Origin of the sequence: Bradyrhizobium sp. 215_C5_N1_1, from assembly GCF_052075935.1 — a bacterium.
GTDB lineage: Bacteria > Pseudomonadota > Alphaproteobacteria > Rhizobiales > Xanthobacteraceae > Bradyrhizobium > Bradyrhizobium barranii.
Genome location: NZ_CP197228.1, coordinates 1,375,191 through 1,389,616, shown reverse-complemented (window position 1 = coordinate 1,389,616; position 14,426 = coordinate 1,375,191). Strand labels below are relative to the sequence as shown.

Genomic DNA, 14,426 nt, shown 5'->3' with positions numbered 1-14,426 from the left:
AAACAGAACGGAAGTAACAGGGGAAGTGGGGTGTCGCGATTGGGCGCCCGCGATGACGACCACAAGGCACGCGGTCATACCCCGCGAAAGCGGGGTATCCAGTACGCCGCGGCTTCTCCGTATCCTTCTGGCGTCTCTGGAATACTGGGTCGCCCGGTCAAGCCGGGCGACGACAGCGGAGATTGGGATTAGCGACCTCAGCCGCCCATCTTCGCCAACAGCGCGTCCGACATCTCGAAATTGGCGTAGACGTGCTGGACGTCGTCGTGCTCGTTGAGCAGATCCATCAGCTTCAGGAGCTTCTCGCCGGTCTCGTCGTCGACCGCGACCGTATTCTGCGGCTTCCAGATCAGCGCAGCCTTGCGCGGCTCGCCGAACTTGGCTTCCAGCGCCTTGGCGACGTCGCGATAGCCTTCGGTCGAGGCGTAGATCTCGTGTCCGCCTTCGCTCGATACCACGTCGTCGGCGCCGGCCTCGATCGCGGCATCCAGCACCGCGTCGTCGGAGGCGACGCTGCGGTCGTATTCGATGATGCCGGTGCGGTCGAACATGAAGGAGACCGAGCCGGTTTCGCCGAGATTGCCGCCCGATTTGGTGAAGAAGGAGCGGATGTCGGAGGCGGCGCGGTTGCGGTTGTCGGTCAGCGCCTCGACGATGACGGCGACGCCGCCGGGGCCGTAACCCTCGTAGCGGATCTCGTCATAGTTCTCGCCCTCATTGCCGAGCGCCTTCTTGACGGCGCGCTCGATATTGTCCTTCGGCATGTTCTCCTGGCGCGCCGCGATGATGGCGGCGCGCAGGCGCGGGTTCATGTTGGGGTCGGGCGTGCCCAGCTTGGCCGCGACGGTGATTTCCCGCGCCAGCTTGCCGAACAGCTTCGACTTCTGGGCATCCTGCCGCCCCTTGCGGTGCATGATGTTCTTGAATTGGGAATGTCCGGCCATGCGTGTCTCGTAAGGAATCGTGCGCCAAAGGTGAGCGTGGGAAGCGCGGCCTTATAGGCCGCCAACCCACCGGAATGAAAGAGGCTCTACGACTTTAAGGTAATACCGTAGTGCCCCGTGCCTAGGAGCCAGGCACCGTTAACCCTGATTTCATTCCGGCCTGCGAAAATAGCAACCGCCCGTTCCCCGACAAGAGTGACCTGATGGCGTTCGCATTGTTTCGGAAGCGTCTGCCCGACTTGTCCGCGCCCGTGGCACCCCCGCAGGCCGCGCCGTCGCCGGTCGATCCCGCGCCTGCCCTGTCGGCCGAGGGCGATTCCGCCAGGGAAATCCTGGAACTGCTGGAACTCGAGCTCGGCGCCATGATCCGCCAGCTCGAGCGGGCCGCCAACTCGGTCGCCGGCGGCGCGGAGGCGACCGCGGCAACGCTCGCGGATATTCGCGAGCGCACCGACGCCCTCACCGGTCGCACCAATGCGGCGCAGTCGAACGCCTCAACCTTCGCCCATGCCGCCGACAAGTTCACCCAGTCCGCGCAAGGCATCGGCGCGCAGGTGCGCGAGGCCGCCAAGCTCGCCGACGAAGCCAGCGCCGCAGCGCAGGAAGCCCGCGCCAACGTTGACCGCCTGCGTGAATCCTCCGCCGCCATCGGCAACGTCGTCAATCTGATCGCGCAGATCGCGCGGCAGACGACGCTGCTCGCGCTCAACTCCACCATCGAGGCCGCGCGTGCGGGTGCGGCCGGCAAGGGCTTTGCGGTCGTAGCCACCGAAGTGAAGGCGCTCGCGGTGCAGACCCAGGGCGCGACGGAGGAGATCACCAGGAAGATCGACGCGCTCCAGCGCGACGCCGCCGGCTCGGCCGACGCCGTGCATCGCATCGCGCAGGCGATCGAGGCGATCCGCCCGGTGTTCGACACCGTCAACGGCGCGGTCGCCGAGCAGAATGCCACCACCAGCGAGGTGTCCGGCAACGCGGCCAGCGCATCGCAGTTCATCATCTCGGTCGGCGAGAGCGCGGCCGAGATCGACGCCGCGACCAAGGCGGCCGAGACCCACGGCGAGAACGTCGCCAGCGCCGGCAAGGCCGTCACCACCTTCGCGCGCAAGCTGAAATCGCGCTGTGCGGTGCTGCTGCGCCAGAGCGAGCACGACGACCGCCGCAAGACCGAGCGGCTGCCCTGCCATCTCAAGTTCGAAGCCGCGCGCGGCGTGTTGCAGGTCTACGAGATCGCGATGGATGGCGTGCTGATCGGCGGCGCGGAGGCGGCGAAGCTTGCCACGCAGGCCGTCGTCGACGGTACCCTCGAAGGCGTCGGTGCCTGCCGCCTGCGCGTGATCGAGCAGTCCAAGGCCGGCGCCCGCGCGCAATTCGTCAGCCCGAACGCCGATCTCAGCGAGAAGATCGAAGACAGGCTCTGGTCGATCCACGAGGAGAGCACCGAGTTCGTCACCCGCGCCATGGAAGCCGGCACCGCGCTGACCCGGATTTTCGAGCAGGCGGTCGCGCGCGGCGAGGTCAAGATCGACGACCTCTTCGACACCGATTATGCGGAGATCGCCGGCACCAATCCGCAGCAATACCGCACCAGATATCTGGACTGGGCCGACCGCGCGCTGCAGCCGTTCCAGGAAGCCTTTCTCGCCAAGGAACCGCGCATGGCGTTCTGCGCCATGGTCGACCGCAACGGCTTCCTGCCGGTGCACAACAAGATCTATTCGCATCCGCAGCGGCCGGGCGACACCGCCTGGAACACTGCCAACAGCCGCAACCGGCGGATCTTCAACGATCCGGCGGGGCTCGCCGCCGCGCGCAACCTGCGCTCGTACCTGGTCCAGAGCTATGCGCGCGACATGGGCAACGGCAACACCGTGATGATGCGCGAGATCGACGTTCCGATCCGCGTCCAGGGCCGGCACTGGGGCGGATTCCGCACGGCTTACAAGCTGTAGTGCACGCTCAGGCAAGACGCCGGCCGCGAATCATCCTTTAAGGCTGGAATTGGAATGGGAATGCCGCGGAGGGCCGGCGAACGGCTCTGACTGGAGGACTCTCAAAACATGTCCGTCGCACAACTTGCAGTCCTGGACACCGGCTCCAACCGGACACTTGCCGAACGTCTGATCGACCAGCTCGCCGACCGCATCGGCGGCCTCGGCGTCGAGCTCGCCGACATCGCCGGCAACGTCCAGGAAGTCGCAAACCGCGTCGCGAACCAGTCCGAACGGTTCCATCATCTCCAGGAGACGGCCGAGACCATGGTCTCGGCCAATCACGATATCGCCAACGCATCGCAGGCGGTGCAATCGACCGCATCGGCGGCGGTCGGCGAGATCGCGCAGTCGCGCGGCGCGGTCGACACCGCGGTCAGCCACATCTCCGAGCTCGTCGCAGCCGTGGAGCGGATCGAGGCGCGCTTGAGCGCCGTCGGCTCGGCGCTGGCGCAGGTGGCAAAAGTGTCCGGCTCGATCGAGGCGATCGCCAAGCAGACCAACTTGCTCGCGCTCAACGCCACCATCGAAGCGGCCCGCGCCGGCAATGCCGGCCGCGGATTTGCGGTGGTGGCAAGCGAGGTCAAGAATCTCGCGGAGGCTACCCGTGCGGCCACGCATCAGATCTCCGACACCGTGCGCGATCTCGACGGCCAGATCGAAGGCCTGATCGGCGAGAGCAGCGACGCCTCGCAACGCGCCAAGACTGCCGGCGAAGGCGCCCAGCAGATCTCCGGCATCATCTCGCGGGTCCAGCAGGGTTTTGCCTCGGTGGAGGCGGAGATCGACAGCGTCACGCGCGCCGCGACCTCCAATCTCGGCCATTGCGACACGGTCATCAGCGAGCTCAACGAGCTCGCCAAGGGCGTCGACCTGTCCTCGCGCGATCTCAAGAACGCCGATCAGCGCGTGACAAAACTGCTCGACACGTCCGAAGCGCTGATCGCGATGATCGCCGACAGCGGCGTGGAGACATCGGATGCGCCGCTGATCCGCGTCGTCGTCGCGACCGCAAAGCGGATCTCGGACGAGTTCGAGGCCGCAATCGACCGCGGCGAGATCACGCTCGACCAGCTCATGGACGAGACCTACCGGGAAATCCCCGGCACCGATCCCAAGCAATACAAGACCAACTACGTCGACTTCACCGACCGCGTGCTGCCCGCCATCCAGGACCCGATCCAGAAGTCAGACCCCCGCATCGTGTTCTGCGTCGCCTGGGCCAAGGGCGGCTATCTGCCGACCCACAACCCGAACTACCGCCTGCCGCAGGGCAAGGACCCCGTCTGGAACAACGCCAATTGCCGCAACCGCCGCCTGTTCAGCGACCGCGCGGTGAAGAAGGTCGCGGCCAACACAAAACCGTTCCTGCTCCAGACCTATCGCCGCGACATGGGCGGCGGGCAGTTCGTGCTGATGAAGGATTTGTCCTCGCCGATCGTGATCCGCGGCAAGCACTGGGGCGCCTTCCGGATGGGTTTTCGGCAGAGCTGACGCCCGCCGCGCCTACGACCCTGAATCAAAAATCTGGAAAACAACCCCATGCACAGTAACCGGGGCGTGGGGAATCAATGGCTTACGCCGGCAGGCCAGGACGCAGTTTGAGACGCAGTTTGACTCGTCGGGCAAAACAGGCGCACAATACTACTATTCCGAAATTCCCATCTCCTCCTCTTCCCTTCTCCCCTTGTGGGAGAAGGTGGCGCGAAGCGCCGCATGAGGGGTCTCTATCGGCGGACGAGGCTGCTTCGGAATGAGAGAGCATCATACGCGGAGACGGACCCCTCACCCGATTGAGTCTGCGTCTACCGGCGTCGCTGCCCTCTCCCACAAGGGGAGAGGGCACAGCAATGAGCCGCTGGGACTGATCCCGCCAGACTCGTCGTCCGACTTTCCCAATCGCACGAATTTCGTCATCGCATGATTTTCCGCATTCGCACGATCATCTGCGGCGATCAACGATGCGTACGACGAAAATGCGTCACAACATGACGATTATCATATCAATTAGCCCAATTCCGCTGCAGCGATCGCCGCACAAATTCGTGAACGTCATGGCCTGACGCGTCGGCAGCGCAAATATGCATCGCCGGAAATTCTGGCGCTTCATCGTTTCGCATCAGTATGATTATTGTCGCGCACGAATTCGCCGACGAGATCGCCGCAAGCGATCAAGCGAGCAAGGGGATGCTTATGGCAACAACTCTCACCATCAACGGCGAAACCAAATCGTTCGACGCGCCGCCGGAAATGCCGCTGCTGTGGGTGCTGCGCGACATCCTCGGAATGACGGGCACGAAATTCGGCTGCGGCATCGCGCAATGCGGTGCCTGCACGGTGCATGTGGACGGCAAGGCCGTGCGCTCCTGCGTCCTGCCGGTCAGCGCGGTTGCGAACCGCGCCATCACCACCATCGAACATGTCGGCAATACGCCCGCAGGCGCGAAGGTGCAGAAAGCCTGGCTCGATCTCGAGGTGGTCCAGTGCGGCTATTGCCAATCCGGCCAGATCATGGCGGCCGCCGCTCTACTGGCAACCACCTCTCATCCGGATGATTCCGACATCGACGCCGCGATGGCTGGCAACATCTGCCGCTGCGGCACCTATGTCCGCATCCGCGAGGCCATCAAGCAGGCGGCCTCCGGCCGGCAGTCGTGAGGTCCGCCATGAATGCACACAACAGCCTCTCCCGCCGCACGCTTCTGACCAGCGGTCTCGCGACCGGTTTCCTGCTCGCCTTTCACCTGCCCCTGCGGGCCGCCGTCAACGAGCCGGAGCAGCCGAGGGATACGACCGACGGCAAGTTCGCGCCCAACGCCTTCATCCGTATCGACGAGACCGGCCAGACCACGCTGATCATGCCGCAGGTGGAGATGGGTCAGGGCATCTACACCTCGATCTCGATGGTTCTGGCCGAAGAGCTCGACGCCGATTGGGCAAAGGTCGGGGCGTTGCACGCGCCGCCAAACGACAAGTTCTACGCCAATCCCGCCTTCGGACTGCAGGCGACGGGTGGTTCGACGTCGATCCGCGCCTGGTGGAAGCCGCTACGCGAAGCGGGTGCCAGCGCGCGCGCGATGCTGGTGCAGGCCGCCGCCGCGCAATGGCAGGTCGAGCCAGCGAGTTGCACGACGTCCAAGGGCGAAGTCATCCATGCGGCAAGCGGCCGCAAGCTCGGCTATGGTGAGCTCGCGCTGGCGGCACAGAGCCAGACACCTCCGAAGGATGTCCCGGTCAAGGACCCCAAGGACTTCGTCCTCATAGGCCAACCGCTGAAGCGGCTGGATACACCGGACAAGGTCAACGGCAAAGTCGTCTACGGCATCGACGCGATCCTGCCCAACATGAAGATTGCCGCGATCGCCAATTGCCCGGTGTTCGGCGGCAAGGTCGGCAAGGTCGATGACAGCGCAGCGATGAAAGTCGCCGGCGTGCGCAAGGTCGTCGTGCTCGACGACGCCGTCGCCGTGATCGGCGATCACATGTGGGCGGCCAAGAAGGGTCTCGAAGCGCTCAAGATCGAGTGGAACGAAGGACCGAACGCCAAGATCTCCACCAAGGACATCTGGGACGATTTACGCAAGGCCAGCGAGAAGGATGGCGCGATCGCGAAATCCGTCGGCGACATCGCCAAGGGGCTTGCCAGCGGAGACAAGTTCGAGGCGAGCTTCGAACTGCCGTTCCTCGCGCATGCCTCGATGGAGCCGATCAACGCCACCGTTCACGTCAGGCCGGATGCCTGCGAGATCTGGACCGGCACACAAATCATGACGCGCGTGCAGTCGGAGGCGGCGAAGGCCGCCGGCCTTCCCGTCGAGAAGGTGATCGTCAACCAGCACCTGCTCGGCGGCGGTTTCGGCCGCAAGCTCGAACCCGACATGGTGGTTGCGGCGGTCAAGATCGCCAAGCAGGTCGACTATCCCGTCAAGGTGATATGGACCCGCGAGGAGGACATCCAGCACGACGTCTACCGCCCGGTCTATCGCGACCAGGTCAATGCGACCCTGGTCGACGGCAAGGTGGCGGCCTGGAAGTACAAGATCGCAGGTTCTGCGGTGATTGCCCGCTGGCTGCCGCCAGCGTTCCAGAAGGGCGTCGATATCGACGCGGTCGACGCCGCCGTGGAGACGCCCTACGACTTTCCCAACTTCCACGTCGAATATGTCCGTGCCGAGCCACCGGCTGTGCCGACCGGCTTCTGGCGCGGTGTCGGCCCGAACAACAATGTGTTCGCGTTCGAATGCGCGCTGGACGAACTTGCGCGCAAGGCCGGCAAGGATCCGGTCGAATTCCGAAGGTCGATGCTGACCAAGACTCCGCGTGCGCTCGCGGTGCTCAACCTTGCCGCGGAGAAATCCGGCTGGGGCCAACCGCTGCCGGCCCGCGTTGGACGTGGCGTCTGCCTGCAGCCATCGTTTGCGAGCTTCCTCGCAACTGTTGTGGAAGCCGAGATCGACGACATCGGCGAGATCACGCTGCGCCGCATCACCTCGGTGGTCGACACCGGCATTGCGGTCAACCCCGATACGGTGAAGGCGCAGATCGAGGGCGGGCTGATCTTCGGCCTCACGGCCGCGCTCTATGGCGAGATCACCATCGACAAGGGCCGCGTGCAGCAGTCGAACTTCCACGACTACCGCATGATGCGCATCAACGAGACGCCGAAGATCGAGGTCATCGTGGTCAAGAGCGGCGAAGCGCCCGGCGGCATCGGCGAAGCCGGCGTCAATGCCGGACCACCGGCGCTGCGCAACGCGATCTACGCCGCAACCGGCGTGGCGCTGCGGCGCCTGCCGATCGACCGGAAACTTCTGGCTGTGGGGAAGAAGGCATGAGCGGCAAGATGCGTATCCTCACAAGCCTGGTCGTGATCGCCATCGTGGTGGCGGCGCTCGGCGTCTGGATCATCCGCGGGCCCGGTCCGCTCGACTTCGCCGGCGGCACCAAAGTGGCGCTGGCGGATTATCGCGCCGGCAAGCCGACCGGCGTACCGGCCAAGCTGGAGAAAGCGAGTGTGGTCGAGCGCGGCGAGTATCTCGCGAAGGCGGCCGACTGCATGGTCTGCCACACCAAGCCCGGGGAGAAGGAATATTCCGGCGGGCTCGGCTTCAAGCTACCGTTCGGCACGCTCTATTCGACCAACATCACGCCGGACAAGGACACCGGCATCGGCAATTACAGCGACCAGGATTTCCTCAACGCTGTCCAGCGCGGCACGCGTCATGACGGCGCGCGGCTCTATCCGGCCATGCCCTACACGTCCTACACCTACATGACGGACGAGGACGTGCTGGCGGTGAAGGCGTATCTGTTCAGCCTGCCGGCAGTGCGCGCGAAAGCGCCCGACAACACGCTGTCGTTCCCGTTCAACCAGCGCTGGGCGATGATCTTCTGGTCGGCCGTGTTCAATCCGGACACGCGCTTTACGCCGGATACCTCGAAGAGCCCGGAGTGGAACAGAGGTGCGTATCTCGCCGAAGCGCTGGCGCATTGCGGCGAGTGCCACACGCCGCGCAATCTCGGCTTTGCGCTCGACAACCGCAAGAAGTTCGGCGGCGCGATCACGGCCGGCTGGCGCGCTTTCAACATCTCCTCCGACAAGGCCACCGGCCTCGGCAATTGGCGCGACGAGGACCTGATCTCGTATCTCTCGCTCGGCCACGCGCCGGGCCACGGCTCGGCCTCGGGTCCGATGGGCGAAGCGGTCGATCGCAGCTTCAGCCAGTTCGCTCCCGAAGACATCCGCGCGGTCGTCGCCTATCTGCGTAGCGTGCCGCCGGTGGCCTCGCCCGACCTGCCTGCGACCACGGCGCCGGTCGCGCCCGCCTCGCACAAGGACGGCGTCACGGCCGACGCACGCGGCAAGATGGTGTTCGCCAGCGCCTGCGCCAGCTGCCACGGCTGGAGCGGCGAGAGCCCGGTCTCGCCGATGGCGACGCTGACCGGCACCTGGGCCGTCAACGACCCGGCCGCCACCAACGTCGCCCAGATCGTACTCTCGGGCACCAAGCGGCATACGCCGGATGGCGCTCTCTCGATGCCGGCATTCGGCGATGCGTATAGCGACGACGAGATCGCGGCGGTGGCGAACTACGTCACGGCACGGTTCGGCACCAAGGGCTCGAAGCTGACGGCGAAGGATGTTGCGGAGCTGCGGGAGCAGACGGCGGAGTAGTGTACGACGAGATTGACGCGTGATCGCGCGCCAATCTCCGCCGTCGTCCCGGACAAGCGAAGCGCAGATCCGGGACCCATACCCACAGGGCGGGATTTGGCGAAGATTCGGTGTGGGAGCTGTGCCCCACACCACTCCCTGGGGTTATGGGTCCCCGCCCCCCGTGCGCAATTGCGCACTAGGCGGGGACGACACCGAGGATGTGGCAACGCTTTCAGCCCAACCAAAACATCGGCGTGGGCTTCCCTCACCCACGCCGATGCGTATCGTCACGTAATCGCAATCGGGCAGCCGTTGCTTCCCGTCGCGCCCTTGATGGGCGCCGGGGTGAACGAATAGACGAACTGATACTTCTTCTCGGCGATCAGATCGTCGAAGATCAGATTCTCATGGTTGTGGATGCCGTACTTGGTCTGCAGCTCGGCGTGGACCACGAAAGCGAGCGACTTGTCGGGATTGGGCACCACCTCGACCGCCCAGGTGTCGGCGCCGGTCAGCGCAAGATCCTTTTCGACCACCCACTTCGCAGCATCGAGGCCGATGCCCGGCTCGCCGCTGTTGAAGCGATCGTTGTTCTTCATCCACAGCGAGCCCCAGCCGGTGTGGAACATGATCGCGTCGCCAGGCTTGATGTCGCTCTCGGGGATGTTCTGCTTCGCCAGCGCCGCCTTGATGTCAGCCGAGGTGATCTCCTGCCCCGCATCCATCATGCCGCCCTTGAGCGCGACCATGTCGAGCAGATGCGCGCGGGTGAAGATCGGCTTAAGCTTCTCGACGCCAAGCTTCTTGAGCCCGTATGCGTCGCTAATTTCTGCGGCTGTGAAGCCATTGTAGAATCGCATCTCGCTCTTGTCGCCGTCCTTGCCCATCTGGATGCCGATATGGCCGAGGCCGTCGAACTGCGTACCGGTCTGGCCGATCTCGGTGGCCAGGAATTCGTCGTGATAGACCATCTTGTTGTCACCGAACGGGCCGCCGGTCGGGCTGCCGGGAATGCGCAGTGCGAATATGCGCGCACCAAACAGCGGCATGGCGGCTTCGTAGACGCGGCCGATCTTGTAGATCTTGCCGTCCTTGATCCATTTCGCCGCGTCGAGGACCTTCGCCGGGGTGATGTGGTTGGATGCGCCGGACTCGTCATCCTTACCCCATTTCGATGGCCACCAGGGCTTGTCGGTGCCCTTGGGCATGGAGGTTGCAGTCTGCGCCTGGGCCTCACTGATCGGTGCAAGCGCGAACTTGCCGTGCATCGAGCCGGCGAGCGCGGCTCCAGCAACGCCGGCGATGCCCGCGGTGCGGAGCAGGGTCCGGCGATCCGTCGTGGAGCCGCCGCCGTCTTGATCTACGTTATTGATCTCGTTAGACATTCCACCCTCCCAGGTTGTGGTCAGAACAATGTCTGACTCTAAAATTGTTTCCGCTAGCCTCCTCCTCCGCTACGCTATTGTCCAGCGACAAAAATAAGACGGCCGACGCGAGAGCTTCCCATGGGCCTGTTCGAAAGCGATAAATCCGCGCAGCGACTTCCGGTCTCGCTGATCACCGGCTTTCTCGGCAGCGGCAAGACCACGCTGCTCAATCGCCTGCTGCGCCACGACGACATGAAGGACAGCGCCGTCATCATCAACGAGTACGGCGAAGTCAGCCTCGACCATCTCCTGGTCGAACGCGTCGACGGCGAAGTCGCCGTGCTTGCGAGCGGATGCATCTGCTGCACCATCCGCAGCGACCTGGAGCAGACGCTGCGAGACCTTCTGGTGAAGCGGGACCGCGGCGAGATTCCGCCGTTCCGCCGTATCCTGGTCGAGACCACCGGGCTCGCCGACCCCGCGCCGATCGTGCAGCTCCTGCTCAACAATCCGCTCGTCTCGCACTTCCTGCGGCTCGACACGGTCGTGACCACGGTCGATGCGGTCAACGCGCCGCATCAGCTAGACCGGCAGTATGAGGCGGTGAAACAGGTCGCGTTGGCCGACCGGCTGTTGATCACCAAGAGTGACCTGGTCGAGGACATCGCGGCGCTTGAGCTGCGTCTGCGGCGGCTCAATCCCGGCGCCAGAATCGAAAGCGTCAGTTATGGCGAGATCGATCCCGCGCAGCTATTCGGCGCCGGCCTGATCGATCCCGAGCTGAAAAGGATAGACGTCGAGCGCTGGCTCAACGAGCGGGCCTTCGCGGAACCAGATGCGCACGCCGGCCATGCGCATCACGATCATCACGCGCACCATGATCATGGCCATCATGATCACGATGCGTCGATCGCGAGCTTCATGCTGGCGTTCGACGAGCCGCTCGACTGGATGGCCGTGACGCACTGGCTTGCGCATTTACGCAACGCGCGCGGCCAGGATCTGCTGCGGGTGAAGGGGATCCTCAATCTTCGTGACGAACCGACGCCGATCGTGATCCATGGCGTGCATCACGTCTTCCATCCGCCGGTCGCGCTTAGCGGCTGGCCCGACAGCGATCGCCGCTCGCGCATCGTGTTCATCACGCGCGGGATCTTGCGTGCGGACGTGCTTGAGCTCTGGCAGGCGGTTCGCGCCGCGGCGTGAGGCGATTGATGCGCAGTTGCGCGCGTCAATTTCAACTGTCGTCCCGGACAAGCGAAGCGCAGATCCGGGACCCATACCCACAGGAAGCAGTTTTGCGAAGACTCGGAGTGGCCAGTCTAGCACCACAACTACTCCCTGGGGTTATGGGTCCCCGCGCCCCGTGCGCAATTGCGCACTAGGCGGGGACGACACCGAGGGTGTGGCGGCGTACTTCAGCTCAACCAGAATTTCGGCGTCGCCGGCTCCAGCCGGCCGCCCACGCGCACAGGCGCAATCCGCAGCGCGAGGCCCGTCGCATCATCCGTCTCGACCGCCACGCCGCTCAGCGTCGCGACGCCAGCCGCCGGCTCGAACCGGCCGGAGGGAATCCCCGACGTGAAGCGCCGCAGCGGTTCTTCCTTCTGCATGCCGATGATGGAATCGTAGTCACCGGTCATGCCGGCGTCGGTCATGTAGGCCGTGCCGCCCGACAGGATCTGGTGGTCGGCGGTCGGCACATGGGTGTGGGTGCCGACGACGAGGCTGGCGCGGCCGTCGCAGAAGAAGCCGATGCCCTGCTTCTCGCTGGTCGCCTCGCAATGGAAGTCGACGACGATGGCGTCGGCGGCAACGCCGAGCGGACAGGCGCCAAGCTCGCGCTCGAGCGCGGCAAAGGGATCGTCGAACGGGGTCATGAAGACCCGGCCGAGCGCGTTGACGACGAGCGCATGCTTGCCGTTCTTGGTCTCCACCAGCGCGGCGCCGCGGCCGGGCGTGCCGCGCGGGTAGTTCGTCGGCCGCACCAGGCGTTCGGCGCGCTCGATGAACACCAGGGCTTCACGCTGGTCCCAGGAGTGATTGCCGAGCGTCACCGCGTCGGCCCCGGCATCGAGAAACTCCTGATAGATCGCTTCCGTGATGCCGAAGCCGCCGGCGGAATTCTCACCGTTGACGACGACGAAATCGAGCGACCAGTCCTTGACCATGCCGGGCAGATATTCGGCGATGGCGTTGCGGCCGCTACGGCCGACGACATCACCCACGAAGAGAATGCGCAACTTCAGAACTCCGGAAATCGAACACGTCCGATTCCGTTAGCACATAATCCAGCGCGACGTCGTGCGATAGTGCCGGAACCGCCTTGATCTCCTGGGCTGCAAAAGCAAGCCCGATACCGACGATCTGCTTGGTCTTGCGCAGATGCGCGAAGGTGTGGTCGTAGTGCCCCGCGCCATAGCCGATGCGATGGCCGAGACGGTCGAAGGCCGCGAGCGGCGTCAGCATGATGTCGGGGATGACTTCGGCCGCGGCCGGCGACGGCTCGGGAATGCCGAGCGGGCCGAGCATCAGGCGGTCGTTCGGATGGAAGATGCGGAAGATCAGCGACTGGCCGCGGGCGGTGACGCAGGGCAGCGCGAGCTTTGCGCCCGCCTCGGCGAGTGCCTTCATCAGCGGCAGCGGATCGATCTCGCTGCGGATCGGGGAATAGCCGGAGACGATGCTGCCGGGCAAAAGCGGGAACGGCAGCCCGCGCTTGGCGAGCTTTGCGGCGGCGGCGGTGCGCTTCTTCTCGCTCAGCGCGTCACGCGCCGCGAGGGCTTTGGCACGGAGTTCGGCTTTCGAATTGGACATGCGCTTTGGTCCCCCACGTCATCACCCACCTTGTGCGCCCTTGCGCACCGGGGCGGGTGATCCAGTATTCCAGAGGCGGTGGTGATTCACACAGAGGCCGCGGCGTACTGAATGCCCCGGGCGAGCCGGAGCACGACATCTACCGAACTGGCCGCAGTCGTTTCGACAAGCACAAACCAAGCAAAAAAAGTGCGAAGCCGCGAACGCCGTTGAAGCACTCGATCCCGGAGTTCCCTACGAAAGTAGGTGGGCACCATATGTCCGAGCCCACGGGCCCGGCCAGGGACAGTTCCCTAAAGGATCGATAAGGCCCCGGGGATATATGGCTCCTGACGCACGTCGCAGCCTCGCCCGCGCAATGTAACAACGATACTGACGAACCGCCAGCCCAACGGGCGGTCCGCCCAAAATCAGCCGATCGCGATGCCGTTGCCCACCGTCCGGTTCAGGACCTGGGTCGACTTCTCGATGCGCTCGGCGGCGGCGTTGAGCGCATTCACCACGGCGGTCTGGGTCATCCGGGCGCGCTCGACGGCGGCGTTGCGGAAATCCCTGAGCTCAGTCAGCTCCTGCTCCATGGTGCGGACGCGGTTGCCGACGTCGACCAGCTCGTCGCAGACGGTCAGCGCCGCCATCACGGTGAGCCTGGCATCACCGATCTCGCCGAATTTTCCGCGCAGCGACTGAATTCGCGTCTCCAGGCTTTCGGCGAGCTTGAGCAGCCGCACCTCCTGGCCCTCCTCGCAGGCCATGCGGTATTGCCGGCCGTTGATGGTGACGTTGATGTGGCTCATCCGTCCTCTCCGGTATCGAGCACCGAGCGTATCGTGACGATTGCGGAATCCAGCCGATCGGAGATTTCGCGATTGGTGCGCTCGAGCTTGCGCGCCTTCACCAGCGCGCCGTCGAGCTCATCGGCAAGCCGCGAGCGATCCGCGCCCAGTGCCTGGATTCGTGCCGCGAGCTCGTTCTCGTCGCGATCGGCATCGCGCCGCCGCTCCACCGCGCTTTCGAGCGCGTCGAGCGCCGCCATGAGTCTGCGGGTCGCGATCTCGATCTCGACGGCCGAGGACTCCGTCATGGCAGAGCTGTTGGAAACGCGATCGTTCATGCAGTCAGCGGCGGAACCTGTGGCCTTGCCCGTGGGGCT

The 14,426-nt window shown here is 64.8% G+C and carries 12 protein-coding genes and 1 other RNA gene; 6 read left to right on the top strand and 7 right to left on the bottom strand.

The annotated features are described in order from the left end of the window. Nucleotides 1–197 precede the first annotated feature (197 nt). Nucleotides 198–944 (bottom strand): YebC/PmpR family DNA-binding transcriptional regulator, encoded by a 747-nt coding sequence (locus AB7G19_RS06430; RefSeq protein WP_085401793.1) that lies wholly within the window; start codon nucleotides 942–944, stop codon nucleotides 198–200. Nucleotides 945–1,147: 203 nt separating this feature from the next. Between AB7G19_RS06430 and AB7G19_RS06425 the strand changes: the two genes are divergently transcribed. The 5 genes from AB7G19_RS06425 (at nucleotide 1,148) to AB7G19_RS06405 (ending at nucleotide 9,110) form a co-directional block, all read left to right on the top strand. Further along, nucleotides 1,148–2,896, top strand: a complete 1,749-nt coding sequence (locus AB7G19_RS06425) for a methyl-accepting chemotaxis protein (protein ID WP_085401792.1) — start codon at nucleotides 1,148–1,150, stop codon at nucleotides 2,894–2,896. 108 nt (nucleotides 2,897–3,004) lie between these two features. Further along, nucleotides 3,005–4,429: a methyl-accepting chemotaxis protein gene (locus AB7G19_RS06420; protein WP_085401791.1), complete on the top strand. Its 1,425-nt coding sequence runs from the start codon at nucleotides 3,005–3,007 to the stop codon at nucleotides 4,427–4,429. Between the two features lie 699 nt (nucleotides 4,430–5,128). Further along, on the top strand, nucleotides 5,129–5,593 hold the full coding sequence (locus AB7G19_RS06415) for a (2Fe-2S)-binding protein (RefSeq protein WP_201266187.1): 465 nt from the start codon (nucleotides 5,129–5,131) through the stop codon (nucleotides 5,591–5,593). Nucleotides 5,594–5,601: 8 nt separating this feature from the next. Further along, a complete protein-coding gene (locus tag AB7G19_RS06410; protein WP_085401790.1) occupies nucleotides 5,602–7,770 on the top strand; it encodes a xanthine dehydrogenase family protein molybdopterin-binding subunit in 2,169 nt (722 codons plus the stop codon). Further along, a complete protein-coding gene (locus AB7G19_RS06405) occupies nucleotides 7,767–9,110 on the top strand; it encodes a c-type cytochrome (RefSeq protein ID WP_085401789.1) in 1,344 nt (447 codons plus the stop codon). The genes AB7G19_RS06410 and AB7G19_RS06405 overlap by 4 nt, the downstream gene beginning before the upstream one ends. 269 nt (nucleotides 9,111–9,379) lie before the next feature. Here AB7G19_RS06405 and AB7G19_RS06400 read toward each other — a convergent pair whose 3' ends face one another. Further along, on the bottom strand, nucleotides 9,380–10,477 hold the full coding sequence (locus AB7G19_RS06400) for a cyclase family protein (protein ID WP_085401788.1): 1,098 nt from the start codon (nucleotides 10,475–10,477) through the stop codon (nucleotides 9,380–9,382). Nucleotides 10,478–10,597: 120 nt separating this feature from the next. Between AB7G19_RS06400 and AB7G19_RS06395 the strand changes: the two genes are divergently transcribed. Then, a complete protein-coding gene (locus AB7G19_RS06395; protein WP_085401787.1) occupies nucleotides 10,598–11,665 on the top strand; it encodes a CobW family GTP-binding protein in 1,068 nt (355 codons plus the stop codon). A 212-nt stretch (nucleotides 11,666–11,877) separates the two neighbouring features. On the opposite strand, the gene AB7G19_RS06390 is transcribed toward AB7G19_RS06395, so the two are convergent. The 5 genes from AB7G19_RS06390 to AB7G19_RS06370 form a co-directional block, all read right to left on the bottom strand. Further along, nucleotides 11,878–12,702, bottom strand: coding sequence for a TIGR00282 family metallophosphoesterase (locus tag AB7G19_RS06390; RefSeq protein ID WP_085401786.1), 825 nt, complete (start codon nucleotides 12,700–12,702; stop codon nucleotides 11,878–11,880). Further along, nucleotides 12,680–13,276, bottom strand: a complete 597-nt coding sequence (locus AB7G19_RS06385; RefSeq protein WP_071916650.1) for a 5-formyltetrahydrofolate cyclo-ligase — start codon at nucleotides 13,274–13,276, stop codon at nucleotides 12,680–12,682. Before AB7G19_RS06385 ends, AB7G19_RS06390 begins: the two co-directional genes overlap by 23 nt. Nucleotides 13,277–13,466: 190 nt before the next feature. Then, nucleotides 13,467–13,627, bottom strand: a non-coding RNA gene (gene ssrS / locus AB7G19_RS06380) — 6S RNA. 59 nt (nucleotides 13,628–13,686) lie between these two features. Further along, entirely contained in the window at nucleotides 13,687–14,070 is a 384-nt protein-coding gene (locus AB7G19_RS06375) for a cell division protein ZapA (RefSeq protein ID WP_028150902.1), read from the bottom strand. Further along, nucleotides 14,067–14,387 carry a DUF4164 domain-containing protein gene (locus AB7G19_RS06370; RefSeq protein ID WP_020608063.1) on the bottom strand — a complete coding sequence of 107 codons (321 nt, stop codon included), beginning with the start codon at nucleotides 14,385–14,387 and terminating at the stop codon, nucleotides 14,067–14,069. Before AB7G19_RS06370 ends, AB7G19_RS06375 begins: the two co-directional genes overlap by 4 nt. Nucleotides 14,388–14,426 lie beyond the last annotated feature (39 nt).